The organism is Cupriavidus phytorum, from assembly GCF_003254285.1.
GTDB lineage: Bacteria > Pseudomonadota > Gammaproteobacteria > Burkholderiales > Burkholderiaceae > Cupriavidus > Cupriavidus phytorum.
Genome location: NZ_QKZN01000001.1, coordinates 793,257 through 818,532, shown reverse-complemented (window position 1 = coordinate 818,532; position 25,276 = coordinate 793,257). Strand labels below are relative to the sequence as shown.

The window sequence follows — 25,276 nt, the reverse complement described above, 5'->3', positions numbered from 1 at the left end:
GCAACCCATGCTGCGCAACGCCCTGGACGGCCTGACCGTGATCGATTTCACGCAGATCGGCGCCGGGCCGACCTGCACCATGCTGCTGGCTGACATGGGCGCCCGGGTCATCAAGGTGGAGCCGCCCGGCGGCGAACTCGGCCGCGGCCTGGGCCCCGCATGGATTGGCGACGACAGTGCGCTGTTCCACGGTTTCAACCGCAACAAGCTGGGCGTGGCGCTCGACCTGAAGTCCGCCGACGGCGTGGCGGTGGCGCGCCGCCTGGTCGCGACCGCCGACATCGTGGTCGAGAGCATGCGTCCCGGCGTGATGGCGCGCCTCGGCCTCGATCATGCGCAGCTGGCGGCCGACCATCCGCGGCTGATCTATTGCTCGATCTCGGCCTACGGCCAGCACGGACCCTATGCGCAGCGCGCCGGCGTCGACGGCATCCTGCAGGCCGATTCCGGCCTGATGAGCCTGACCGGCGCGCCCGACGGCGAACCCTGCAAGGTGCAGGCGCCGGTGGTCGACGTCATGACCGGCTATGTGGCCTGCATGGGCGTGCTGGCCAAGCTGGCGCGGCGCGCGCGCGACGGGCTCGGCGGACATCTCGACGTCAGCCTGTTCAATGCGGCGCTGGCGCTGCAGCAGTCGTCCCTTACCAGCTATGGCGCCGACGGGCAGCTGCCGCAGCGCATCGGCAGCGCCGCCCCCTACTCCGCGCCCAACCAGGCATTCCGGACCGCCGACGGCTGGATCATGGTGGCGGCCTACATGCCCGAGCGCTGGCGCCGGCTGTGCGATGTACTCGGGCAGCCAGGCCTGGCCGACGACCCGCGCTTTGCCACCCCCGCGCTGCGCGTGGCCAATCGCGCCGACATGGTAGCAGCGCTGACCGCCGCCTTCGTGAAGCACACCACCGACTGCTGGCTGGCGCTGCTGCAAGACGCCGACATCCTGTGCGCGCCGGTGGCGAACTACGAGCAGGTCCTGGCGCATCCGCAGGTGGCGGCCAACCGCATGATGCAAAGCGTGCAGCACGACACGCTGGGCGAGATCCGCATGCCGGGCTTCCCCATCAACAGCGCGCAGGAGAACGCGCTGCCGGCACGTCCGGCGCCGGCCCGCGGCCAGCATACCGAGGCCGTGCTGGCCGAGCTTGGCTACGGCCACGACGAGATTGCGGCCCTGTCGGCATCGGGCGCGGTCCACTGCGTCGTGCCGGCAGCGCGACCGCAGGCGGCCCCGCCGGTGACCGCCACCGCGTGAGCCTGCACCGCTTGAGTCCAGCGCTTCAACCCTGCGCTTCGAACTGCGCCAGCAGCCACTGCCGGAACACCGCCATGCTCGGGCTCTCCTTGCGGTCCGCCGGCGTCAGCAGGTAGTAGGTGAAATCGCCCATGTCGACGGTCTGGCGGAACGGCGCCACCAGCCGGCCCGCATCGAGGTCGGCCGCCACCAGGAAGCGCTGCGCCATCGCAAAGCCCTGGCCTTCGACCGCCGCTGCATAGGCCATGGCCGAGCTCTGGAAGGTCATGCCGCTGCGCGCGTCGACCGCCTTGTCGGCGCGCGCAGCTTTGAGCCAGTGGCTCCAGTCATCGGGCCGCGCGATCGAATGCAGCAAGGTCTGGTGCTGCAGGTCGGCGGCGCGCTTCACCTTCGGCCCCGCGTCCAGCAGCGCCGGGCTGCACACCGGCACCAGGATGTTCGACACCAGCCGGTAGGCGTTGACGCCATGCCACTTGCCGTCGCCCAACCGGATCGCGCCATCGATATCTTCCCTGCGGAAGTCGACCGGATCGAGCGAGGCGGTCAGCAGCACCTCGATGCCGGGATGGGCGGCATGGAAGCTCGACAGGCGCGGGATCAGCCAGCGCATGGCAAAGGTGGTATAGGCGCGCACCTTGAGCTGCCTGCGCCGGGCGCGCTTGCTCAGGCGGCGCGTGGCTTCGCGCAGCTCTTCCATCGCGCGGGTCACGGCGCGGTAGTAGTCCTCGCCGGCGCGGGTCAGCGAGATCTGGCGGTGGCCGCGATGCAGCAGCTGCACGCCCAAGCCCTGTTCCAGCGCGCGGATCTGCCGGCTGACGGCGCCGGGCGTGACGTGCAGCTCTTCGGCCGCAACGGTGATGCTGAGATGCCGCGCGGCCGCCTCGAAGGCGCGCAACGCGTTCAATGGGGGCAGTTTGTCCATGCCGGCGAGTCTGCCATACGGTTGAGGTTTTCTCAATCGAGGCAGACGCGGATTTATTGACAACCGGTGGTTTCCATTGAAACGCCATTGGGATGGCTAGTGTTGCGGGACCCGCCAGCCTAAATTTGTCTCCGTGGCCCCCGCCATCCAACATCGCAGTCCAACACCACGCAACCGCAAAGGAGATTCACCATGTCCGCCAGCCAAACCCAAGCCATCCCCGCCAACCTCTCCAGCGCCAAGGTCTGGTTCATTACCGGCGCCTCGCGCGGCTTCGGCCTCGAGCTGACCCGCGCCGCGCTGGCCCGCGGCGACCGCGTCGTCGCCACGGCGCGCAACCCGCAGGCCGTGACCGGCGCCGTGGGCCAGCATGAAAATCTGCTCGCCGTAGCGCTGGACGTGACTAGCGAAGCCCAGGCAGTCGCCGCCGCCGAGGCCGCGGTGGCGCGTTTTGGCCGCATCGACGTGCTGGTCAACAACGCCGGCTACGGCCTGCTGGGCGCGGTGGAAGAGGCCTCGGCCAGGGAAGTCGAGCAGCAGTTCGCCACCAACGTGTTCGGCGTGCTGGCGGTGACGCGCGCGGTGCTGCCGCAGATGCGACGCCAGCGCCGCGGCCATATCGTCAATATCTCGTCGATCGGCGGCTATGCGGCGTATCCGGGCTGGGGCGTGTACGGCGCCACCAAGTTCGCTGTCGAGGGCCTGACCGAAGCGCTGTCGGCCGAGCTGGCGCCGCTGGGCATCCACGCCACGGTGGTCGAACCGGGCTTCTTCCGCACCGATTTCCTCGATGCCAGCTCGCTGGTGCGCGTCGGCACGGAGATCGGCGAGTACGCCGAGACGGTCGGCGCGATGCGCGCGCACATGGCCTCGGCCAATCACCAGCAGCCCGGCGACCCGGCCCGGCTGGCCGCGGCCCTGCTCGCGCTTGCCGACAGCGACACGCCGCCGGTGCGGCTGCCGCTGGGTTCCGACACGGTCGCCCGCATCGCCGACAAGCACCGCAAGGTGGAAGGCGAGCTGGCCGCGTGGCATGCGCTGGCGGTGTCGACCGACCACGCCGACGTGCGCGGCTGAGCCTGCGCCAGGCACGGTTTGCTGCACTGCAGCCAAGCGCGTGCGTCTGCAGAACAGGCCGGCGGAGAGCCGGCCTCTTCACTTGAAGTCGCTCTTGCGGCGGGCATGGCACGGTATCGGCACGCATCTATGTCGCTTCCGCCGAATTTCGCCAATAATGCCCTGAGAGTCATTGCCGGACGAACCGAGAGCCACCATGCACGAGAGTCCCGATGCCATCCGCACTGTCGCCCTGCTCGGGCACGCAGGAAGCGGCAAGACCTCGCTGGTCGAGGCGCTGCTGCACAAGGGCGGTGCGGTGCACACGCCTGGCAGCGTCGAGCGCGGATCCACCGTGTGCGACAACGATCCGCTCGAGCGCAAGTACAAGCGCTCGCTCAGCGCCGCGGTCGCCCACCTGGACTACCGCGATACCCGCATCTACCTGATCGACACCCCCGGCTACCCGGACTTCTCCGGGCACGCCATCAGCGCGCTGGCCGCGGTGGAAACCGCGGCCATCGTCATCAATGCGCAGACCGGCATCGAGATGACCACGCGCCGCGCCATGGCGTGGGCGCAGGCGCGCCAGCTGTGCCGGATGATCATCATCAACGGCATCGACGGCGAGAAGGTCGACCTGCCCGCGCTGCTGGCGGAGATACAGGAGGCCTTCGGCAAGGAATGCCTGCCCATCAACCTGCCGGCCGACCACGGCGGCAAGGTGGTCGACTGCTTCTTCAATCCGGCCGGCGAGTCGGATTTTTTATCGGTCGCGTCCGCGCACGATGCGCTGATCGACCAGGTGATCGAGATCGACCCCGAGCTGATGGAGCTGTACCTGGAGCAAGGCGAGGCCATCACCCCGGAGCAACTGCACGCGCCGTTCGAGCGCGCGCTGCGCGAAGGACACCTGGTGCCGATCTGCTTTACCTCGGCCGTCACCGGCGCCGGCATCGAGGCGTTGCTGGACGTGTTCGTGCGGCTGCTGCCCAACCCGACCGAAGGCAACCCGCCGCTGTTCTACCGCTCCACCGGCGCGGATGCCGAGGGGACCGAACAGCGCCAGGCGGTGCGCGCCGAACCGGTGCCCGACAAGCATGTGCTGGCGCATGTGTTCAAGGTGGTGATCGACCCCTATGTCGGCAAGCTGGCGATTTTCCGCATCCACCAAGGCACGGTCACGCGCGACAGCCAGCTCTATATCGGCGAAGGACGCCAGCCGTTCAAGGTGGCGCACCTGCTGCGGCTGCAGGGCAAGGAAACCCAGGAAGTGCCGCGCGCCGGTCCCGGCGATATCTGCGCGGTGGCCAAGGTCGATGAACTGGGCTTCGACGCGGTGCTGCACGATGCCACCGAGGACGGCAACATCCACCTGACCCCGCTGGAATTTCCCACCCCCATCTATGGCCTGGCGATCGAGCCGGCGCGGCGCGGCAACGAGCAGCGCCTGGCCGAAGTGCTGCACAAGCTCAGCGCGGAAGACCCGTGCCTGCGCGTCGAGCATCCGGCGGGCACCAACGAGACCGTGGTGTTCGGCCTGGGTGAGTTCCACCTGCGCTGCGCGCTGGAGCGGCTGACCGAACAGTACAAGCTGGAAGTGGCGACGCGCCCGCCCAAAATTGCCTATCGCGAAACCATCGGCGCGAAAGCCGAAGGTCATCACCGGCACAAGAAGCAGACCGGCGGCGCCGGCCAGTTCGGCGAGGTGATGCTGCGCATCGAGCCGCTGGCGCGCGGCGCGGGCTTCGATTTCGTCGATGCGGTCAAGGGCGGCGCGATTCCCGGGCAGTTTATCCCGGCGGTCGAGAAAGGCATCCGCCAGGCGCTGGACAGCGGCCCGCTGGCGGGGTTTCCGATGCAGGACGTGCGCGTGACCGTGTACGACGGCAAGAGCCACCCGGTCGATTCCAAGGAAGTCGCGTTCGCCACCGCGGGGCGCAAGGCCTTTATCGATGCCGTGCTCAAGGCCAGGCCGAGCGTGCTCGAGCCGATCGTCGATATCGAGGTCACGGCGCCAGGCAGCGCCATGGGCGATATCATCGGCGACCTGTCGACCAAGCGCGGCCAGGTTCATGGCACCCGCACCGCGGCCGGCAACACGGTGATCGTTGCCGGCCAGGTGCCGCTGTCGGAGCTCAACGATTACCAGTCACGGCTGAACAGCATCACTGGCGGCCACGGCAGCTACACCATCCAGTTCAGCCACTACGACAACGTGCCGCCGGCGCAGCAGGAGAAGATGGCGGCGCGGCACAAGGCGCAATTGGATACGGATTGAGGGCGTAGCACCGAGGACATCGCGCACGCGATTGTGTACTCCCTCTCCCGCTTGCGGGAGAGGGTTGGGGTGAGGGCGGGAGTCTCTACGAAGCAAGGCCGGCGGTATGCCAGCGCCTGCCCTCACCCCCTGCTTCTCTTCCGCTCGCGGGAGAGGGGCGCAAACCGGCAGGTAGCCGAGGTCGGAGCAATTTTCAATACGTCTCCAGATGCAACCGCCCCTCCCGCTTCAACCGCTCAGCCACCGTCTCCCAGTTCAATCCCGCCTGCTGCGCCACATCGCGCAAGGCCAGCACCACTCCCTCCTCCATGCTCTTCAGCCCGCAGACATAGAAGTACGTATCCGCTGAAGCGAGCAGCGCCGCCAGGTCCGCCGCGCGTTCGCGCATCAGGTCCTGCACATAGCGCCTGGGCTGCCCCGGAGTGCGCGAGAACGCCAGGTTGATGTCGATGAAATCCCTCGGCAGCTTCTGCAGCGGACCGAAGTACGGCAGTTCCTCCTGCGTGCGCGCGCCGAAGAACAGCATCAGCTTGCCGCCGTCGAACTTGCCTGCCTTGCGCAGGCGCCGGCGCCATTCGGTCATGGCGCGCATCGGTGCACTGCCGGTGCCGGTGCAGATCATCACGATGTTCGAGCGCGGATGGTTGGGCATCAGGAAGCTGGCGCCGAACGGGCCTATCACCTCGACCTTGTCGCCCACCTTCAGGTCGCACATGTAGTTCGAGCCGACCCCGCGCACAGGATTGCCGTCGTGGTCCTGCAGCACGCGCTTGATGGTCAGCGACAGGTTGTTGTAGCCGGGGCGCTCGCCATTGCGCGGGCTGGCGATGGAGTACTGCCGGGCATGATGCGGGCGGCCGCCGGCATCGGTGCCCGGCGGCACGATGCCGATCGACTGGCCTTCCAGCACCGGGAACGGGGTGGTGCCGAAGTCCAGCACGATGTGGTGAGTGTCGTAGTCGCGGCCGACTTCGGTCACGCGCACGTTGCCGGTCACCGTGGCGGTAATGGTCTTGTTGGCAGACTTCGCGCCGTAGAGGTTGGTATAGGCATGCGCGGCGGACCACGGCGGCACGGTGGCGCCGTAGCGGACACTGTTGAAGGCTTCCTCGGCGGTGCCGGCCAGCGGCGATGCCGCGGGCAGCGCCGGCGCTGCCGCCTGCATGTCGGCACCAGGGGCCATGTCGGCGAGCTGCTCCGGCGACAGTTCGTCCGGCAGCGCGTCCCAGGTCAGCTGCTCGTCGACGCTATAGGCGCGCAGCTTCGGCACGTCGCGCCAGTTGTCTATCGATCCGGTCGGACACGGGGCAATGCAGGCCATGCACAGGTTGCACTTGTCGGCATCGACCACATAGTTGCGCGAGTCATGGGTGATCGCACCCACCGGGCAGGTGGCTTCGCAGGTATTGCAGCGGATGCAGATCTCGGGATCGATCAGGTGCTGCTTGATGACTTGAATTTCTGCCATGTCCATGGCGGTCTCCAGAAAATCAGAGGGCTTCCACGGCATATAGTCCGTGCCCGCGGTGTTCCCCTCTCCCCTCAGGGGAGAGGGCAGGGTGAGGGGTGGTTTAAGCACCGGCGCTTCGTGGAAGCTCCATGCCCTCACCCCCGGCCCCTCTCCCGCAACGCGGGAGAGGGGAGCAAACCCGCAGCGGGGTAACGCCCAGCGCCTCAGTTAAACCGCACGTACTCGAAATCCACTGGCTGCCGGTTGATACCCATCACCGGCGGCGCGATCCAGTTGGCGAACTTGCCGGGCTCGACCACGCGGCCCATCAGGCTGGCGACGAAGGCGCGGTCGCCGTCGGTGGGCAGCCACTGGTCGCGGAAGTCGCGCCATTCGGCATCGGAGATCACGCGGCCGTCGGGCGAGACCTTGACCCCGGCGAGCGCGCCGATATTGCGGTGGAACGCCTTGTGCGGCACCTTCAGGCGGAACGGGATGCCGGCCTTGTCGATGACCTTGTTCCAGCGCTCGATGCCGGCCATGCTGTCCTTGATGTAGTCGTCGCGCAGCACTTCGTTGAGCGCGTTCAGCATCGGCACCTCCTTCTCGGTCAGCTGGCCGTTCTGCGCCTGCAGCACGCGGTAGGTCTGCCCCTTCAGCACGTGGTCGTCCATGCGCTTGCCTTCCTCGTAGCGGCCCTTCAGGCCGGTGCTGTAGAAGGTGGCGGCGTTGCTGGACTCGTCGGCGCCGAACAGGTCGATGGTCACGCTGTAGTGGAAGTTCAGGTAGCGCTGCAGCGTCGGCAGGTCGATCACGCCGGCGGCGCGCAGCTTTGCAGGATCGTCGGTCTTCAGTTCGTTCATCACCTGGCACGTGCGCTGGATTACGCGCGACACGCCGCTCTCGCCGACGAACATATGGTGCGCTTCCTCGGTCAGCATGAACTTGGTGGTGCGTGCCAGCGGGTCGAACGCGCTTTCGGCCAGCGCGCACAGCTGGAACTTGCCGTCGCGGTCGGTGAAGTAGGTGAACATGAAGAACGACAGCCAGTCGGGCGTCTGTTCGTTGAACGCCTGCAGGATGCGCGGGTTGTCCTGCTGGCCGCTGCGGCGCTCGAGCAGCGCCTCGCCCTCTTCGCGGCCGTCGCGGCCGAAGTACTTGTGCAGCAGGTAGACCATGGCCCACAGGTGGCGGCCCTCTTCCACGTTCACCTGGAACAGGTTGCGCAGGTCGTACATGCTGGGCGCGGTCAGGCCAAGGTGGCGCTGCTGCTCGACCGACGCCGGCTCGGTGTCGCCCTGCGTCACGATGATGCGACGCAGGTTGGCGCGGTACTCGCCCGGCACGTCCTGCCACGCGTCCTCGCCCTTGTGGTCGCCGAAGTGGATCTTGCGGTTGGCCTCGGCCGGGTTCAGGAAGATGCCCCAGCGGTAGTCCGGCATCTTGACGTGGCCGAAGTGGGCCCAGCCCTGCGGATCGACGCTGATCGCGGTGCGCAGGTAGATGTCGTGCTGGTGCGAGCCTTCCGGGCCCATGTCGTTCCACCAGCTCAGGTAGTTGGGCTGCCATTGCTCGAGCGCGCGCTGCAGGGTGCGGTCTTCGCTCAGGTTGACGTTGTTGGGGATCTTGTCGCTGTAGTTGATGCCGGACATGGTGGTCTCCGTTTCCGTTATGCGGGCGATTCGGTATGCGTTCAGGGGCCGGTCAGACCCGGTTCCAGTCGAAGGCGGCCTTGTCGCCCTTGCCGTAGACCTTCAGCGCGCCCTTGTCGCCGACCGCGTTGGGGCGCTGGAAGATCCAGTTCTGCCACGCGGTCAGGCGGCCGAAGATGCGGGTGAACATGTTTTCCTGGCCGTTGAAGCGCAGGTTGGCTTCCATGCCGGTGAGCGCATCGGGCGACATCGCCACGCGCTCTTCCAGCGCGATGCGCACTTCGTCGGTCCAGTCGATGTCGTCGGGGTTGGCGGTGACCAGGCCCAGCGCCCAGGCGGCATCGGCATCGAGCGGCTGGCCGGCCCTGGCGCGCACCGCATCGAGCGCGGGCTGCTCGTCGTAGAAGCGGCGGCCCAGGCGACTCTGGCCGGTAGCCATCGGGTACAGGCCGAAATTGACGTCGGCCACAGTGATCTTCGGCGCGCGCGCCTCGTCGTCGGGCAGCGCCAGGTGGTAGCTGCGGTCGCACGCCAGCGCCAGTTCCAGGAAGGTGCCGGCAAAGCACGAACCCGGCTCGATCAGCGCGAACAGGCTGCGCGACGACACGTCGAGCCGGCTCAGCGTGCGGCGCAGCAGGCCGATGGTCTCGCGCACCAGCCAGTGGTCCTTGTGCGCCAGCAGCGTTGCGTCGTTGGCCAGCACCGCGGCGGCGTCGCCGCTGGTCTTGATCAGCCAGGTGCCGATGTCCAGCTCGTTGGTGCGCATCGACAGGATCGCGTCTTCCAGCTCGCGCGCCAGTTGCAGCGGGTACCAGCTGGCGCCGGCCTGCACGATCGCGTCGACGCTCTGCGGCTGCGCGCCCGTCGGCGCCTTCACCGTGAAGGTGGCGGTGCGCCCCGCCCGGTCGATCTCGACCGTGACGTGCGCATAGCGGAGCGCATCCGCTTCGATCACGCGCTCGATCGGCGCGAGCGCGACGCCTTGCGCATCGGCCGGGCGGTCGCTCTGCGCGGCCAGCGCCAGCGCGCGTTCCCGCACCTTCTGCGCAAACACCGCCGGCTTGGCGATATCGTCGACCAGGCGCCAGTCCTTGGCGCGCTGGCCGCGCACGCCTTCGGTGGTGGTGCAGAAGATGTCGGCGAGGTCATGGCGCACATGGCGCTTGTCGGTCACGCGGGTGAGGCCGCCGGTGCCCGGCAGCACGCCCAGCAGCGGCACTTCCGGCAGGCTCACCGCCGACGAGCGGTCGTCCACCAGCAGGATCTCGTCGCAGGCCAGCGCCAGTTCATAACCGCCCCCAGCGCAGGCGCCGTTGACCGCGGCCAGGAACTTCAGGCCGCTGTGCGCCGAGGAATCCTCGATGCCGTTGCGAGTCTCGTTGGTGAACTTGCAGAAATTGACCTTCCACGCATGGCTGCTGACGCCAAGCATGAAGATATTGGCGCCGGAGCAGAACACCTTGTCCTTGCCGCTGGTGATGACCACGGTGCGCACTTCCGGATGCTCGAAGCGGATGCGGTTGAGCGCGTCGTTCAGTTCGATGTCGACACCGAGGTCGTAGCTGTTGAGCTTGAGCTTGTAGCCGGGGCGCAGGCCGGCGTTCTCGTCGATATCCACCGCCAGCGTGGCAACGGGACCGTCGAAGGCCAGCTTCAGGTGCTTGTATTGGGAAGGATCGGTCTGGTAGTCGACGCGGGGGGCGGTGGTCACGGCGGGTCTCCTCTGCGAAACTGCACTATCGTGCATCAACGGGTATCTGGTTTGAACGAACTATAGTTCATTCATCAGATCTTTCGCAAGCACTATTGTGCAGATTCCCAGAGGTGTGACCGGGGATGCCCTACAGGTCGGCTTATTGAGGCAGCGCCGTCACACCGGCATGCGCAACGCCTCCCGCACCAGCCCGCGCAGGCCGGCAAAGGTGGCGTCGAGCGACTGCGCGCTGGTGTCCAGCGAGAATTCCGCCTTGGAATAGAAGGCGGCGCGGCCGGCCAGGATCTGGCGCAGGTCTTCCATGGCCTCCTTGCTGGCCGCCATCGGGCGGAAGTCGCCCTGCGCGCGCACCCGCTCCATATGGTGTTCCGGCTCGGCCTGCAGCCACACCGTGGTGCAATGGGCCAGCAGCAGGTTGAAGGTGGCCGGGTCTGACACCAGGCCGCCGGGCGTGGCGATCACGGCTTCGGGGTAGATCTGGATGGCCTCTTCCACCGCCCGGCGCTCGTAGCGGCGGTAGGCATTCATGCCGTACAGCCCCTGGATCTCGGCAATGCTGCAGCCGGCAAATTTCTCGATCTCGCGGCTCAGCTCCACGAACGGGAAATCCAGGTCCTCGGCCAGCATCGCGCCCAGCGTGGTCTTGCCTGCGCCGCGCAGGCCGATCAGCGCCACGCGCGGGCTGCGCGCAGCCTGGGCCGCATTTTCGCCGCCGGTACCCAGCATCTGGCCCACGGCAATGCGCACGCGCCGCAGCGTGGCATCGTCACGATGTTCCAGCAGTTCGCGCAACAGGACCCATTCCGGTGACGACGTGGTGACGTCGCCCAGCAGCCCGGCCAGCGAGCACTGCAGCGCCTCGGCCACGTGCTGCAGCACCAGGATGGAGGCGTTGCCGCTGCCGTATTCCAGGTTGGCGAGATGACGCTCGGAGACGCCGGCCGCCTGCGCGGCGGCCTTGCGGGTCAGGCCGCGGCAGGCCCGCTGCGCGCGCACGCGCTCGCCCAGGGACACCAGGAAGGGGTTCTTCTCCGTCACGTTGGCGGCCGCACCGCTAGAACCATGCTGCAGTTCCGCATCCGGGGTTAACCCAGATTCATGCAATATAGTGCTTGACATGATTTCCCTGCGGCTCTATTTTTCATGCATGCACAATAATGCATGACGCCGGTGAAGGCAACCGGCGCAGCAGACGGAGCCCCCTGCCTATGACCCCCACTGAATTCCGCAGCCAGATCGCCCGGCTCACCGCGCAATTGGCCGGCCGCCCTCTCGACGCGGCGCTCGATGACTGGCTCAACGCCGAGCACGGCGCGGGCAGCCACACCTACCAGCAACTGATGGCGTCATGCCAGGCCGGCGTGGCCGAAGGCTGGCTGTGCGACCGCGAAGGCGGCGGCATCCGCTACGGCCGCGTCTTCAAGCCCGCCGACGACCTGCACGGCTTTTCGGTCGACGTGGTCGACATGAACGACATCGCCGGCCCGCACCACACCCATCCCGAGGGCGAGATCGACCTGATCATGCCGCTCGACGGCGACGCGCGCTTCGACGGCCGCCCCGCCGGCTGGCTGGTGTGCCCGCCGGGCAGCGCCCATCGCCCCACCGTCAGCAACGGCCGCGCGCTGGTGCTTTACCTGCTGCCGCAAGGCCGCATCGACTTCACGCGCTGAGATCCGCAATGACCGAACTTCTTTCCAATTACCTCGGCGGCACCTGGCAGCCTGGCACCGGTGCCGGCACCGCGCTGTTCGACCCGGTACTCGGCAACGAACTGGCGCGCGTCGACGCCACTGGCCTGGACCTGGCGGCCGGCTTCGCCTTCGCCCGCGAGCAAGGCGGCGCCGCGCTGCGCGCGCTGAGCTACCGGCAACGCGCCGCGCTGCTGGGCGAGGTGGTCAAGGTGCTGCAGGCCAATCGCGACGCCTATTACGACATCGCCACCGCCAACAGCGGCACCGTGCGCAACGACTCCGCGGTCGACATCGACGGCGGCATCTTCACGCTGGGCACTTACGCCAGGCTGGGCGATACGCTCGGCGACCGGCATTTCCTTGCAGACGGCGAAGCGGCGCGGCTGGGCAAGGACCCGCTGTTCCAGTCGCAGCATGTGCTGGTGCCGACGCGCGGCGTGGCACTGTTCATCAACGCCTTCAACTTCCCCGCCTGGGGCCTGTGGGAGAAGGCCGCGCCTGCGCTGCTGGCGGGCGTCCCGGTGATCGTCAAACCCGCCACCGCGACTGCCTGGCTGACCCAGCGCATGGTGCGCGACGTGATCGAGGCCGGGGTCCTGCCGGCGGGCGCGCTGTCGGTGGTGTGCGGCAGCGCCGCGGGCCTGCTGGACGCGCTGCAGCCGTTCGACGTGGTCTCGTTCACCGGTTCGGCCGATACCGCCGCGGTGATCCGCTCGCATCCGGCCATCGCCCGGCGCTCGGTGCGCGTGAACATCGAAGCGGACAGCATCAATTCGGCCGTGCTGCTGCCGCAGGACGGCGCCGGCACTGCTGCCTTCGACCTGCTGGCGAAGGAAGTCGTGCGCGAGATGACGGTCAAGTCCGGCCAGAAATGCACCGCGATCCGGCGCGTGTTCGTGCCCGAGGCGCTGTACGCCCAGGCCGCCGAGGCCATCGGCGCGCGGCTGTCCAAGGTAACCGCGGGCAACCCGCGCCACGACTCGGTACGCATGGGCGCACTGGTCAGCCGCGCGCAGTTCGACGCCGTGCAGGCGGGGCTGGCCGAGTTGCGTACGCACGCGCAGGTGCTGCATGACGGCGCGCGCCAGCCGCTAGTCGATGTCGACCCGGCAGTGGCCTGCTGCCTCGGCCCGACGCTGCTGGGCGTGAGCGATGCCGACGCGGCCGCCGCGGTGCACGACACCGAAGTGTTCGGCCCGGTCGCCACGCTGCTGCCCTACCGGGATACCGCCCATGCCCTCGACCTGGTGCGCCGTGGCCAGGGCTCGCTGGTGGCCTCGCTCTATGGCAGCGACGCGGCCGCGCTCGGCGCCGCCGCGCTGGAGTTGGCGGACAGCCATGGCCGCGTGCATGTGATATCGCCCGACGTGGCGCAGCTGCACACCGGCCACGGCAACGTCATGCCGCAGTCGCTGCATGGCGGCCCGGGCCGCGCCGGCGGCGGCGAAGAGCTGGGCGGCCTGCGCGCCCTGCAGTTCTATCACCGCCGCAGCGCCATCCAGGCCAGCATCGCGGTGCTGGGCAGCCTGGCCTGACCTTGGCCTGAGCGAACCGCCCCACCCGCATTCTCGCGCCGCCACATCCGCATGGCGGCGCGCGGCACACCGTACACCAGCAACGGGGAGACAACCCATGAACGCCACGCCCGCAGCGCCACCGGTCCCGCCACCCGGCGCAACCTTCAATTTTGCCGCGCACCTGCTCGCCTGCAACGCCGGCCGACCCGGCAAGCTGGCTTATCTCGACGATGACGGCCAGCTCACCTATGGCGAACTCGGGCTGCAGGTGCGGCGCCTGGCCGCGGCCCTGCTCGCTGCCGGCATCCGCCGCGAAGAGCGCGTGCTGCTGCTGATGCACGACTGCACCGACTGGCCGGTGTGCTTTCTCGGCGCGATGTACGCCGGCATCGTCCCCGTTGCCGTCAACACCTTGCTGACCGCCGACGACTACGCCTACATGCTGCAGCACAGCCGCGCGCAGGCAGTGATGGTGTCGGCCGCGCTGCTGCCGGTGTTGCAGGACGCGCTGGCGCGGCCCGGGCATGAGGTGCGGCAGGTGCTGGTATCGCGTGTATCGCGTGCGCAAGCTGCATTGCCCGAGGGCATGGCGGCGCTGGAAACTGCGCTGGCCGCGCAGGCACCGCTGCTGGCGCCCGCCGCCACGGGTTGCGACGACCCCGGCTTCTGGCTCTACTCGTCGGGCTCGACCGGCCAGCCCAAGGGCGTGGTGCACAGCCACGGCAACCCGTACTGGACCGCGGCGCTCTACGCCGGGCCGGTGCTCGGCCTGACCGAGCAGGATGTGTGCTTCTCCGCGGCCAAGCTGTATTTCGCCTACGGGCTGGGCAACGGCCTCAGCTTTCCGCTCAGCGTCGGCGCCACGGTGGTGCTGATGGCCGAGCGGCCCACACCCGATGCCACCTTCCGCCGCTGGCTGCAGCACCAGCCGACGGTGTTCTTCGGCGCGCCGACCGGATACGCCGGCCTGCTGGCGTCGCCGGCGCTGCCGGCCCGCGCCGAGGTCGCGCTGCGGCTGTGCTCGTCGGCAGGCGAAGCGCTGCCGGCGGACCTCGGCGAGCGTTTCACCGCGCATTTCGGCTGCGAGATCATCGACGGCATCGGCTCGACCGAGATGCTGCATATCTTCCTGTCCAACCGTCCCGGCCAGGTGCGCTACGGCACCACCGGCTGGCCGGTGCCGGGCTACACCATCGAGCTGCGCGACGAGGACGGTCGCCCCGTGCCCGACGGCGAGATCGGCGACCTGTATATCCAGGGTCCCAGCGCCGCGATGATGTACTGGGCCAACCGCGAGAAGTCGCGCGAGACCTTCCGCGGCGGCTGGACCAAGAGCGGCGACAAGTACGTGCGCAACGCCGACGGCAGCTACAGCTACGCCGGGCGCAGCGACGACATGCTCAAGGTCAGCGGCATCTATGTGTCGCCGTTCGAGGTCGAGGCCACGCTGGTGCAACACCCCGCGGTGCTCGAAGCCGCGGTGATCGGCGTGCCCGACCGGGACGGGCTGGTCAAGACCAAGGCCTTCGTGGTGCTGAAGGCCGGCGCGCAACTGGGCGAGGACGAACTGAAGGCCTTCGTCAAGGAACGGCTGGCCGCCTTCAAGTACCCGCGCGCAATCGCCTTCGTCGAGGCGCTGCCCAAGACCGCCACCGGCAAGATCCAGCGCTTCATGCTGCGCGAACGAGAACTGCAGGCCGCCGCAGAGCGTGCCGCCGCGGTGGCGTGAGCGGCAACGCCGCCCTGCCGCCACCCCAACCATCCGGAGACAAACCATGCGTCAGATCGATGTCCACCAGCTGGCCGACACGGCTCGCTTCAACCGCTTCCATGCGCTGATCCTGTTCTGGTGCGCGCTGATCATCATCTTCGACGGCTATGACCTCGCCGTGGCCGGCATCGCGCTGCCATCGATCATGAAGGAGATGGGCGTGACCGCCACCAGCGCGGGCTTCATGGTCAGCTCGGCGCTGTTCGGCATGATGTTCGGCGCGATCTTTCTGGGCACCGTGGCGGACCGCATCGGGCGCCGCCGCGCCATCGCCATCTGCGTGGCGCTGTTCAGCGTGTTCACCGCCGCCGCGGGCCTGACCAGCGATCCGGTCAGCTTCAGCGTGACGCGCTTCCTGGCGGGGCTGGGCATCGGCGGGGTCATGCCCAACGTGGTGGCGCAGATGACCGAGTACTCGCCGCGCAAGCTGCGCGGCACGCTGGTGACGCTGATGTTCAGCGGCTATTCGGTCGGCGGCATGCTGGCCGCGCTGCTGGGCAAGGGACTGATCGAAAGCTACGGCTGGCAGTCGGTGTTCCTCGCCGCCGGCCTGCCGGTGCTGCTGATCCCGCTGGTGCTGCGCGCGCTGCCGGAGTCGATGCCCTATCTGATCCGCACCGGCCAGACCGATGCGCTGCAATCCGTGGTATCGCGCCTGGTGCCGTCGCATCGCCCGCAGCCCGGCGATGTCTTTACGCTGGCCACCGACGACAAGGCCGGCAGCACGCCGATCCGCCGCCTGTTCCAGGACGGCCGCGGCGTCAGCACGGTGATGTTCTGGGTCGCGTTCTTCATGTGCCTGTTCATGGTGTACGCGCTCAGCTCGTGGCTGGCCAAGCTGATGGCCGGCGCGGGCTACAGCCTGGGCTCGGCGTTGACCTTCGTGCTGGTGCTGAACTTCGGCGCGATGCTGGGCGCCATCGGCGGCGGCTGGCTGGCCGACCGCCTGCCGATCAAGCACGTGCTGATCGGCATGTATGCGCTGGCGGCGGTATCGATCACGCTGCTGGGCTATCCGATGCCGAGCGCTGCGCTGTTCGTGGTGGTGGGGCTGGCAGGCGCGTCCACCATCGGCACGCAGATCGTCACGTACGCCTACGCGGGCCAGTTCTACCCGATGGCGGTGCGCGGCACCGGCATCGGCTGGGCCTCGGGCGTGGGCCGCAGCGGCGCCATCCTGGCCCCGATCGTGATTGGCGTGCTGGTGGGGATGTCGCTGCCGCTGCAGCAGAACTTCATGGCGATGGCGATCCCGGCGGTGATCGCGGTCGGCGCGGTATCGATGATCAACCACCGGAGATCGGCCTCGGCGCAGGCGGAGGTCGCTGCGCCGGTGAGGGCGGCTGTGCAGGAGGCCTGAGGGAAATTGCTTGTGACTGGAGTCCTTCCGCATGCCATGGGTTGCTCCCTCTCCCGCAAGCGGGAGAGGGAAGCAAACCGGAGGTTTGACAAAGGGTGTTGTTCCTACTTCACGCCCTTCACCGTCGTATAGGCCGTGATCAGGTTGCGGTAGTCCGGGATATGGTTCGAGAACAGCGTGCCCAGGCCTTCGATGTCGTTGCGCCAGTCGCGGTGCAGCTCGCACGCCACGCCGAACCATGTCATCAGCTGCGCGCCGGCTTCCGACATCCGCCGCCAGGCGGAATCGCGCGTGAGTTCGTTGAAGGTGCCTGAGGCATCCGTGACGACGAACACGTCAAAGCCCTCTTCAAGCGCCGCCAGCGCCGGGAACGCCACGCATACTTCCGTGACCACGCCGGCGATCAGCAACTGCTTCTTGCCGGTGGCGCGCACCGCCGAGACGAAGTCTTCGTTGTCCCAGGCATTGATCTGGCCCGGGCGCGGGATGAACGGCGCATCCGGGAACATGGCCTTGAGCTCGGGCACCAGCGGCCCGTTGGGGCCGTCCTCGAAGCTGGTGGTCAGCACCGTCGGCAGCTTGAAGTACTTGGCCAGGTCGGCCAGCGCCAGCACGTTGTTCTTGAACCTGTCGGGCTCGATGTCCCGCACCAGCGACAGCAGGCCGGCCTGGTGATCGACCATCAGCACGGCGGCCTGGGTCTTGTCCAGGCGTTTGTAGGGCTTACTCATGGCACGCTCCTGTGGAGAAATTGCGGGCGCTGCAAAGGATCCCTTGCAGCGCCCGCGTTGAGAGGCAGTGCCTACAGGTTAGGACGTTAACGCTGGGAGTCCAGTACCTCGTTGTTCTTCTGGACTTCCTGCGCCTTCATGTAGCTTTCGATCAGCAGCTGGTAGGCCGGGAAGATCTTGGTATAGACCTCGGCCCATTGCTGCGCGTCCGGGCGGTTCCAGCTTTGCTGCAGCTCCGACGCCACCGCGGCGGTGTCCATCGGCACCACGCCGGCCTGGACGATGCGCGCCAGCGTGATTTCCTGTGCCATCTTGGAATAGGTTCCGGAAGCGTCGACCACCGCAAAGACCTTGTAGCCATCAGCGACCGCGCTGATCGACGGAAACGCCATGCACACGCTGGTAATGGTGCCGGCGATGATCAGGGTCTTCTTGCCGGTTTCACGCACGGCGGCGACGAAGTCGGGGTTGTCCCAGGCGTTGATCTCGCCCTTGCGCGCGACGTATTTGGCATGCGGGGCGTTTTCATGGATCTCGGGGATCAGCGGGCCGTTGGGGCCCTGCGGCACCGACGCGGTGGTAATCACCGGCAGCTTGCTCAGCGTCGCCATCCTGGCCAGTGCGGCGGCGCGCAGGCGCAGCTCTGGCATCGGCATGTCGCCCACGGTCTGGAACAGGCCACTCTGGTGGTCGATCAGCAGCATTGCCGTATCGGCGGGATCGATGGCCGGACGCTTGCCGTTGAAATTGGCGGGTGTGGTCATTGGGCATTCTCCTATGCAGTTGGCAAAACCGGCGGACCGGACCATCCGGCACCGACCGTGTTGCGGAAGCATAGGACTTGGCAAAAACGCCCGGTAGACCGGAAAATCTGCCCTCAGCGTCCTACTGGCAGGACGACAGGAGCGGCCTTTGCATCCGGACCTCAATGACCTGTACTACTTCGCGCAGGTGGTCGACCACCAGGGCTTTGCCCCGGCCGGCCGCGTGCTGGGCATCCCCAAGTCCAAGCTCAGCCGGCGCGTGGCCCTGCTGGAAGAGCGCCTGGGGGTACGCCTGATCCAGCGCTCGACGCGGCGCTTCTCGGTGACCGAGCTGGGACAGACCTATTACGCCCACTGCAAGGCCATGCTGGTCGAGGCCGAGGCCGCCGAGAGCGCGATCGAGCAAAGCCGCGCCGAGCCCAGCGGGCTGGTGCGCATGACCTGCCCGGTGGCCCTGCTGCATGCGCACGTGGGCGAGATGGTGGCCGACTTCATGGCGGCCAATCCCAAGGTGATCGTGCACCTGGAGGCCACCAACAGGCGCGTCGACGTGGTGGCCGAGGGCATCGACCTGGCCGTGCGCGTGCGCGTGCCGCCGCTGGAGGATAGCGACCTGGTGATGCGGGTGCTGGCGCAGCGCGCCTGGTGCTTTGTCGCCAGCCCGGCGCTGCTGGCCAAACACGGACCGCTGCTGGCGCCGGCCGACCTGAATGCCCTGCCCACGCTGGACCTGGGCCCGCCGCGCCCGTCGCACACCTGGTCGCTGTACGGACCCGGCGGCGCCAGCGCCGACCTGCATCACAAGCCCCGGCTGGTCACCGACGACATGATCATGCTGCGCACCGCGGCGATGGCCGGGGCGGGCGTCGTGCAACTGCCGGTGATGATGATGACCGACCAGCTGCGCGATGGCCGCCTGGTCAAGGTACTGCCGGAATGGTCGGTCAAGGGCGGCGTGATCCACGCCGTGTTTCCGTCCCGGCGCGGGCTGCTGCCGTCGGTGCGCGAGCTGATCGATTTCCTGACGCAGCGCTTCGCGCAGATCGACGAATCCTGAGCGGCGCGGCGCGCCCCCGCGACGGGCAGTGGCCGTCACGCGGGCGGCCTTGGCCCGAAAGTGGTATTATCGGCGTTCCCATGTACAGACCGGATCGGCAACGCCCACCTTCTGTGCATCTGCCGCAGACCTCTCTGCTGTAAGCACTTCAGTAGCGGCATATCAGGCGCAAACCCGGGCCGACACCCGCTGCGTCCTCGGGCCGACGGCCCATCACCCTTTGCCGACCAGCGGCTGGTCCGCTCCGCGACGATCGCCCGTACCCTGCCCCCGGTACGCCGGCGCTTCGGCTTGCGCAGGCATGGTCTACTTCACGCCAGATGCAACGCCCGTGCTGACATGCGGGCCCGATGCTGGCACATCGCAACGGCTGACGGCCGCCACCGCGCCACGCGCCACATCGGCATACCCATGCCCCCGCGCTGCCGACGGCCGCGCCCAATAACAGGTAACACATTGAATCGAGTCAACTCCATCCAGCACAGCCCTTATACCGTTTCCGTCTATCCGATCGAGCAGGAACCCGGCCTGTGGTTCGCGACCTACATGATTGCGGAATACCGCAACGGCGCCGAACACATCGTGGCCAACGTGGCCATGCGCCATGACACCCACCGCTCCGAAGCCCGCGCCAGGCAGGCAGCGCGCCGCGCCGGCGAACATGCCGCGGCGCGCCTGCGCCAGCAATAGGCCCCGCCGCAAGCCGCCTCGTCAGTCCCATCCCATCGGCCCGCCACTATCCGGCTGGCCGCCACCACGGCACGCGCACAAGCCGCGCGGCTACAGCAAGGAGCTCCCTTGGCAAAAGAAGAACTGGTCGAATTTGGCGGCAAGGTGTCGGAAGTGCTGCCCGACAACCGCTTTCGCGTGATCCTGGAAAACGGCTTCGAAGTCTGGGCGTATTCATCCGGGCGGCTGAAGAAGAACCGCATCCGCGTACTGGCGGGCGACCGTGTCACGCTGGAGATGTCGCCCTATGACCTGACCAAAGGCCGCATCAACTACCGGCACAAGTCCTAGCCGGCACCACTTCGCCATGGCATGCGCCGCGCCGGCGCGTGCCGTCCCGCAATGCTCTATCCCTCAATCAAGGAGAATCGATCATGTCCGTCATCGAAGAATGGGAAGCCCTGCACCTGACGCCGGAAGGCTGGCAGCCGGGCAGCTACCGACACGCGCCCTGGCAAGCCGTGGAAATCGCACCGCCCGCGGCGGGCGTGCTGACCGTCAGGCGCCACGTGACGGCGACCTATTGCGGTCCGTCACGCGCGGTGGAAGACCGTACTCCGGAGATCACGGACATGGCGCTGATCGAAGCACTGCTGGAGCGCCACGGCGACCCCGTGTTCCGGATCTGACGCCACGCGGCCCGCGCAGCCGCCTACCGTTGCCGCTGGCGCACTGACACGTCAGCCAAGCACGCGCACATGCGGCCGGGCCGTCCTGAGCCCGGCGCCGACCGTGCGCAACTCGCCGTCCCACGGGGCGGCGGCCAGGTCCAGCACATAATCGCCCTCGCGCGCCTTGTCGTGCAGCTGGTCACGCACCACCTGGCCGATGGCCAGGCGACACAGCGCCTCGCCATTGGTGGCAAGCTGGCCGCGCAATGCGGCCGGGTCGGTCAACACGCCAAACGAACGCCGCCCCACGCCGACGAAGCTGGTGAACAGCACGCCGGTGGGACGCTCGGCATCGATAAAGCAGATGGCCACGTGATAGGTGGTGCCTTTGCCCTCGCCGGGCAACGTGCACAGAAAACCGGATGATCCCGTACGTATGTCCATGAACGGACTCCTTGCAGTCTGACGGATGACGCCGCGCGCCTCCGGTTGCGCAACGGGCCGGATCGACCGGCACGCTGCAAACGCCGGCGCCCTATAGCGACCCTATAGCGACGCCACGGATTCGCCGGCAACCAGCCCGTTGATGATGTCTTCGCCGAACTGCAGCGCGCCGCGGCGCGCCGAGCCGATGTTCTCCCAACGCGACTGGCCCAGCGGGAACACGCGTGCATGGTCCTCGCCCGGGCGATAGCCTTCGCGGCAGATGACGATCGAAGCCTGGAAACTGTTGTCGGGCCGGGTGCGCGGCCAGGCCTGCTCGGGCCGGTTGCGATAGACCAGCGGGTACAGGTCAAAACCCTTGTAGCTGGCAAAGGGTGTGGTGCCGGGAATATTGTTGCCGGGACTGCGGCTGGGACTGCTGTCGCTCACGACGGCTCCATGCGGCATGATGCCGCGTCGATGGGAAGAGAAATGCAGGAACGGCGCCGGGGTTCGCTCAGGACGCCGGCATTCCCGACGAGGTCACCGACACCCCGGGCACTGCGCCGTTGATGATGGCTTCGGCATAGCGCAGCGCACCACGGCGGGCGCCGCCGACGTTGTCCCACGGCGTGGCATCCAGGCGGAACGTACGTGCCTGCGCGCCTTCCGGCGACTCACCCTGCAGGCAGATCACCACCGCCGCATCGAACGAGCGGTCGGGCCGCGGCTCTGGCCACACGCGCGTGATGGTGTGCTTGTACACCAGGGGATAGAGGTCATACCCCTTGTAAGTCGCAGCTGGATAGATATCCATGGCAGCCTCCGGCGGAATGGTGGTGTTGCCCCCACTCTACGCCTGTTGAGGGCCGCGCAGTGGCTTTATTTCGCCATCGGCCGGCATCATGCCGGGCAAAATGAAAAAGCTCCGCCGCAGCGGAGCTTTTCTTATCAAACTGGCGCCGGGGCGCTCAGCTCAAATCGGTTCGGCGCGCTCAGATCGGCTCGATCTTGGTCGCGGCCGGGCCCTTCTGGCCGACGCCGGCGACGTAACGCACCTTCTGGCCTTCTTGCAGCGACTTGAAACCGCTGCCCTGGATTTCGGAGAAGTGCGCGAACAGGTCGTTGCCGCCTGCATCAGGCGTAATGAAGCCAAAACCCTTCGAATCGTTGAACCACTTGACGGTACCGGTTTCCATGTTGGATTCCTCAAAAAGTATTTCTTGCCTGGCAAAAGCGCCGGCAAGGCATGACGATCAAGGAAGTAACTTGGAGAATAAGTGGCGCCGTGTGGGCAAGCACCTGGACTTCGAGATTGCTGCTTGAAAGACCTGCACCCACCCTTATACAGGTGCCTCCGCCCCGGGTCAATGCACTTCGGCAGATCGGCAGGAAATTGCCGCAATAAGCGTCGCATGCGCTGGCTGCGGGCCGTGCTGTCCGTGCGTGCTACAGTGCCACATCGAACGGACAAGAACGAATGACACTCTGCCCTGCCTGCCAGGCCATCGAACGCCACCGCCGCGGTGCCCCCGGGCACGCCGCGCTGCGCATCACCGACACCCAACGCATCAAGCCGCCCGGGTCGGCCGCGGTGACCATCAGCACCTTTGTGTGCCAGGACTGCGGCGCGCGCTGGACTTACCGTGACCAGAAAAAAGGCACCGAACAAGGCTGGGAAGTACAACCGGACACTTAGCCCGGCCCTGAAAAGAAAAAACCCCGGACCAGAGTCCGGGGTTTCTGCTCACGCGCGGCCCGCAACGCGGGCCGGCTGCGCTCAGGCTGCCACCGAGGCCAGCGCGGCGTTCAGCGTCTGGCTCGGGCGCATCGCGGCGCTGAGCTTGGCGGCGTCAGGCTGGTAGTAGCCGCCAATGTCCACCGGCTGGCCCTGCACCGCGGCGAGTTCGCCGACGATCTTCTGCTCGTTGTCGGTCAGCGTCTTGGCCAGCGGCGCGAACCTGGCGGCCAGTTCCGCATCGTCCGACTGCGCGGCCAGTTCCTGGGCCCAGTACATCGCCAGGTAGAACTGGCTGCCACGGTTGTCCAGCTCGCCGGTCTTGGGCGACGGGCTCTTGTTGTTGTCGAGCAGCTTGCCGGTGGCGGCATCCAGCGTCCTGGCCAGGATCTTGGCCTTGGCATTGCCGGTCTTGATGCCGACGTCTTCCAGCGACACCGCCAGCGCCAGGAACTCGCCCAGCGAATCCCAGCGCAGGTGGTTTTCTTCCACCAGCTGCTTGACGTGCTTGGGCGCCGAACCGCCTGCACCGGTTTCGTACATGCCGCCGCCGGCCATCAGCGGCACGATCGACAGCATCTTGGCGCTGGTGCCCAGCTCCATGATCGGGAACAGGTCGGTCAGGTAGTCGCGCAGGATGTTGCCGGTTACCGAGATGGTGTCCAGGCCGCGGATCACGCGTTCCAGCGTATAACGCATGGCGCGCACCTGCGACATGATCTGGATGTCCAGGCCGCTGGTGTCATGGTCCTTCAGGTAGGTTTCCACCTTCTTGATCAGCTCGGCCTCGTGCGGACGGTACGGGTCCAGCCAGAACACCGCCGGCATGCCCGAGTTGCGCGCGCGCGTGACGGCCAGCTTGACCCAGTCGCGGATCGGCGCGTCCTTGACCTGGCACATGCGCCAGATGTCGCCCTGCTCGACGTTCTGCGTCAGCAGCACTTCACCGGTGGCCAGGTCGACGATGTTGGCAACGCCGTCTTCGGCGATCTCGAAGGTCTTGTCGTGCGAGCCGTATTCCTCGGCCTTCTGCGCCATCAGGCCGACGTTGGGCACCGTGCCCATGGTGGTCGGATCGAAGTTGCCGTTGGTCTTGCAGAAGTTGATGATCTCCTGGTAGATGCGGGCGAAGGTGCTTTCCGGGATCACCGCCTTGGTGTCCTTCGGACGGCCGTCGGCGCCCCACATCTTGCCGCCGATGCGGATCATGGCCGGCATCGAGGCATCGACGATCACGTCGTTGGGCGCGTGCAGGTTCGAGATGCCCTTGGCCGAGTCCACCATCGCCAGTTCCGGGCGATGCTCGTGGCAGGCGTGCAGGTCGCGGATGATTTCTTCGCGCTTGGAGCTGGGCAGCGACTCGATCTTCTCGTACAGGTTGACCAGGCCGTTGTTGACGTTGACGCCCAGTTCGTCGAACAGCGCGCCGTGCTTGGCGAAGGCTTCCTTGTAGAAGATCTTGACGGCGTGGCCGAACACGATCGGGTGCGACACCTTCATCATGGTCGCCTTGACGTGCAGCGACAGCATCACGCCGGTCTTGCGCGCGTCTTCGAACTGCTCTTCATAGAAGGCGCACAGGGCCTTCTTGCTCATGAACATGCTGTCGATGATCTCGCCGTCCTGCAGCGACACCTTGGGCTTGAGCACGATGGTCTTGCCGCTCTTGGTGATCAGCTCCATCTTGACGTCGCGGGCGCGGTCCAGCGTCAGCGACTTTTCGCCGTGGTAGAAGTCGCCGTGCTTCATGTGCGCCACGTGCGTGCGCGAGGCCATGCTCCACTCGCCCATGCTGTGCGGGTGCTTGCGCGCGTAGTTCTTGACCGCGGCCGGGGCGCGGCGGTCGGAGTTGCCTTCGCGCAGGACCGGGTTCACGGCCGAGCCCAGGCACTTGGAATAGCGCTTCTGGATGGCCTTCTCTTCGTCGGTCTTGGGGTCTTCCGGATAGTCCGGCACCTTGTAGCCCTTGCCCTGCAGCTCGCGGATGGCGCTGACCAGCTGGTGCACCGAGGCGCTGATGTTGGGCAGCTTGATGATGTTGGTGTCCGGCAGCTGCGTCAGCTTGCCCAGCTCGGCCAGGTTGTCCGGCACGCGCTGCGCTTCGGTCAGGAATTCGGGGAACTCGCCCAGGATACGGCCGGCCACCGAGATATCGCTGGTGGTCACGTTGATGCCGGCCGGCTTGGTGAAGGTCTGGATGATCGGGAGGAACGCACTGGTCGCCAGCAGCGGGGCTTCGTCGGTCAGCGTGTAGATGATGGTGGGTTGCTGGGTACTCATTGCTTCTCTCAGATCCTCTATCGGTGGGTGGGACTTCTGCCTGCCGGGTCACGGTCAGGGCAACAAACTAGGCGAAAAGTAGAATTTTGCCTCAGTTTGCTTTCAGGAATCTGAAAACCACCGCATCCGGGGCGGCAATCGGGCAGAAATTTGGGCTGGACCCCGGCTGGCGGCGCCGGATGGCGTTCGTTGCACCTGAACGGTGCCGTCCAGGCGGCGGCTCTGCTACCTAGGGGCAGGCAAGCGCCCGCCGACTGGCCGCGAGTGCCACCGA

Annotated in this window: 24 protein-coding genes; 12 read left to right on the top strand and 12 right to left on the bottom strand. The window is 67.2% G+C overall.

Annotated elements, in window-relative coordinates:
- The first annotated feature begins 7 nt into the window (after window positions 1-7).
- Window positions 8-1,252: a CaiB/BaiF CoA transferase family protein gene (locus C7416_RS03515; protein WP_111517129.1), complete on the top strand. Its 1,245-nt coding sequence runs from the start codon at window positions 8-10 to the stop codon at window positions 1,250-1,252.
- A gap of 25 nt (window positions 1,253-1,277) precedes the next feature.
- On the opposite strand, the gene gcvA is transcribed toward C7416_RS03515, so the two are convergent.
- Window positions 1,278-2,174, bottom strand: a complete 897-nt coding sequence (gene gcvA / locus C7416_RS03510) for a transcriptional regulator GcvA (RefSeq protein ID WP_111517128.1) — start codon at window positions 2,172-2,174, stop codon at window positions 1,278-1,280.
- 192 nt (window positions 2,175-2,366) lie between these two features.
- Here gcvA and C7416_RS03505 point away from each other — a divergent pair, with 192 nt between their 5' ends.
- A complete protein-coding gene (locus C7416_RS03505) occupies window positions 2,367-3,251 on the top strand; it encodes an oxidoreductase (RefSeq protein WP_111517127.1) in 885 nt (294 codons plus the stop codon).
- A 196-nt stretch (window positions 3,252-3,447) separates the two neighbouring features.
- Window positions 3,448-5,511: an elongation factor G gene (gene fusA, locus C7416_RS03500; protein ID WP_111517126.1), complete on the top strand. Its 2,064-nt coding sequence runs from the start codon at window positions 3,448-3,450 to the stop codon at window positions 5,509-5,511.
- 193 nt (window positions 5,512-5,704) lie between these two features.
- Here the strand turns inward: fusA and boxA are convergent, their stop codons facing one another.
- From boxA to C7416_RS03480, 4 genes are all read right to left on the bottom strand, one after another.
- Window positions 5,705-6,985 carry a benzoyl-CoA 2,3-epoxidase subunit BoxA gene (boxA, locus tag C7416_RS03495; RefSeq protein WP_111517125.1) on the bottom strand — a complete coding sequence of 427 codons (1,281 nt, stop codon included), beginning with the start codon at window positions 6,983-6,985 and terminating at the stop codon, window positions 5,705-5,707.
- 200 nt (window positions 6,986-7,185) lie between these two features.
- Window positions 7,186-8,613 carry a benzoyl-CoA 2,3-epoxidase subunit BoxB gene (gene boxB / locus C7416_RS03490; RefSeq protein WP_111517124.1) on the bottom strand — a complete coding sequence of 476 codons (1,428 nt, stop codon included), beginning with the start codon at window positions 8,611-8,613 and terminating at the stop codon, window positions 7,186-7,188.
- Window positions 8,614-8,665: 52 nt separating this feature from the next.
- The gene (gene boxC / locus C7416_RS03485) at window positions 8,666-10,324 is read right to left on the bottom strand and encodes a 2,3-epoxybenzoyl-CoA dihydrolase (protein WP_111517123.1); all 1,659 of its coding nucleotides are present in this window, start codon (window positions 10,322-10,324) and stop codon (window positions 8,666-8,668) included.
- Window positions 10,325-10,483: 159 nt separating this feature from the next.
- A complete protein-coding gene (locus C7416_RS03480; RefSeq protein ID WP_111517122.1) occupies window positions 10,484-11,446 on the bottom strand; it encodes a helix-turn-helix transcriptional regulator in 963 nt (320 codons plus the stop codon).
- 89 nt (window positions 11,447-11,535) lie between these two features.
- On the opposite strand from C7416_RS03480, the gene C7416_RS03475 reads away from it, so the two are divergent.
- The 4 genes from C7416_RS03475 (at window position 11,536) to C7416_RS03460 (ending at window position 16,669) form a co-directional block, all read left to right on the top strand.
- A complete protein-coding gene (locus tag C7416_RS03475) occupies window positions 11,536-12,000 on the top strand; it encodes a DUF4863 family protein (RefSeq protein ID WP_111517121.1) in 465 nt (154 codons plus the stop codon).
- Between the two features lie 8 nt (window positions 12,001-12,008).
- Window positions 12,009-13,556, top strand: a complete 1,548-nt coding sequence (locus C7416_RS03470) for a 3,4-dehydroadipyl-CoA semialdehyde dehydrogenase (protein WP_111517120.1) — start codon at window positions 12,009-12,011, stop codon at window positions 13,554-13,556.
- A 97-nt stretch (window positions 13,557-13,653) separates the two neighbouring features.
- The gene (locus C7416_RS03465; protein WP_111517119.1) at window positions 13,654-15,267 is read left to right on the top strand and encodes a benzoate-CoA ligase family protein; all 1,614 of its coding nucleotides are present in this window, start codon (window positions 13,654-13,656) and stop codon (window positions 15,265-15,267) included.
- Between the two features lie 46 nt (window positions 15,268-15,313).
- Window positions 15,314-16,669 (top strand): MFS transporter, encoded by a 1,356-nt coding sequence (locus tag C7416_RS03460; protein ID WP_111517118.1) that lies wholly within the window; start codon window positions 15,314-15,316, stop codon window positions 16,667-16,669.
- A gap of 104 nt (window positions 16,670-16,773) precedes the next feature.
- Here C7416_RS03460 and ycaC read toward each other — a convergent pair whose 3' ends face one another.
- Both ycaC and C7416_RS03450 read right to left on the bottom strand, forming a co-directional pair.
- Entirely contained in the window at window positions 16,774-17,400 is a 627-nt protein-coding gene (gene ycaC, locus C7416_RS03455) for an isochorismate family cysteine hydrolase YcaC (RefSeq protein ID WP_111517117.1), read from the bottom strand.
- 86 nt (window positions 17,401-17,486) lie between these two features.
- Window positions 17,487-18,164 (bottom strand): isochorismatase family protein, encoded by a 678-nt coding sequence (locus C7416_RS03450; RefSeq protein ID WP_111517116.1) that lies wholly within the window; start codon window positions 18,162-18,164, stop codon window positions 17,487-17,489.
- 148 nt (window positions 18,165-18,312) lie between these two features.
- On the opposite strand from C7416_RS03450, the gene C7416_RS03445 reads away from it, so the two are divergent.
- From C7416_RS03445 to C7416_RS03430, 4 genes are all read left to right on the top strand, one after another.
- Window positions 18,313-19,221, top strand: coding sequence for a LysR family transcriptional regulator (locus C7416_RS03445; RefSeq protein ID WP_111517115.1), 909 nt, complete (start codon window positions 18,313-18,315; stop codon window positions 19,219-19,221).
- Window positions 19,222-19,677: 456 nt separating this feature from the next.
- Window positions 19,678-19,911 (top strand): isochorismatase, encoded by a 234-nt coding sequence (locus C7416_RS03440; RefSeq protein WP_111517114.1) that lies wholly within the window; start codon window positions 19,678-19,680, stop codon window positions 19,909-19,911.
- 108 nt (window positions 19,912-20,019) lie between these two features.
- Complete coding sequence (gene infA / locus C7416_RS03435; RefSeq protein ID WP_008646230.1) at window positions 20,020-20,241, top strand: translation initiation factor IF-1; 222 nt, start codon at window positions 20,020-20,022, stop codon at window positions 20,239-20,241.
- 83 nt (window positions 20,242-20,324) lie between these two features.
- Complete coding sequence (locus C7416_RS03430) at window positions 20,325-20,579, top strand: hypothetical protein (RefSeq protein WP_018008446.1); 255 nt, start codon at window positions 20,325-20,327, stop codon at window positions 20,577-20,579.
- Between the two features lie 51 nt (window positions 20,580-20,630).
- On the opposite strand, the gene C7416_RS03425 is transcribed toward C7416_RS03430, so the two are convergent.
- The 4 genes from C7416_RS03425 to C7416_RS03410 all read right to left on the bottom strand — a co-directional run bounded on the left by C7416_RS03425 (window position 20,631) and on the right by C7416_RS03410 (window position 22,183).
- Window positions 20,631-21,005: a hypothetical protein gene (locus C7416_RS03425; protein ID WP_018008445.1), complete on the bottom strand. Its 375-nt coding sequence runs from the start codon at window positions 21,003-21,005 to the stop codon at window positions 20,631-20,633.
- Window positions 21,006-21,107: 102 nt separating this feature from the next.
- Window positions 21,108-21,434, bottom strand: a complete 327-nt coding sequence (locus C7416_RS03420) for a hypothetical protein (RefSeq protein WP_111517113.1) — start codon at window positions 21,432-21,434, stop codon at window positions 21,108-21,110.
- Between the two features lie 67 nt (window positions 21,435-21,501).
- Complete coding sequence (locus C7416_RS03415; RefSeq protein WP_111517112.1) at window positions 21,502-21,801, bottom strand: hypothetical protein; 300 nt, start codon at window positions 21,799-21,801, stop codon at window positions 21,502-21,504.
- 178 nt (window positions 21,802-21,979) lie between these two features.
- Window positions 21,980-22,183 carry a cold-shock protein gene (locus C7416_RS03410; protein WP_020202065.1) on the bottom strand — a complete coding sequence of 68 codons (204 nt, stop codon included), beginning with the start codon at window positions 22,181-22,183 and terminating at the stop codon, window positions 21,980-21,982.
- Window positions 22,184-22,464: 281 nt separating this feature from the next.
- Between C7416_RS03410 and C7416_RS03405 the strand changes: the two genes are divergently transcribed.
- On the top strand, window positions 22,465-22,683 hold the full coding sequence (locus tag C7416_RS03405) for a hypothetical protein (protein ID WP_018008441.1): 219 nt from the start codon (window positions 22,465-22,467) through the stop codon (window positions 22,681-22,683).
- Between the two features lie 81 nt (window positions 22,684-22,764).
- Here the strand turns inward: C7416_RS03405 and C7416_RS03400 are convergent, their stop codons facing one another.
- Entirely contained in the window at window positions 22,765-25,002 is a 2,238-nt protein-coding gene (locus tag C7416_RS03400; protein ID WP_111517111.1) for an NADP-dependent isocitrate dehydrogenase, read from the bottom strand.
- Window positions 25,003-25,276 lie beyond the last annotated feature (274 nt).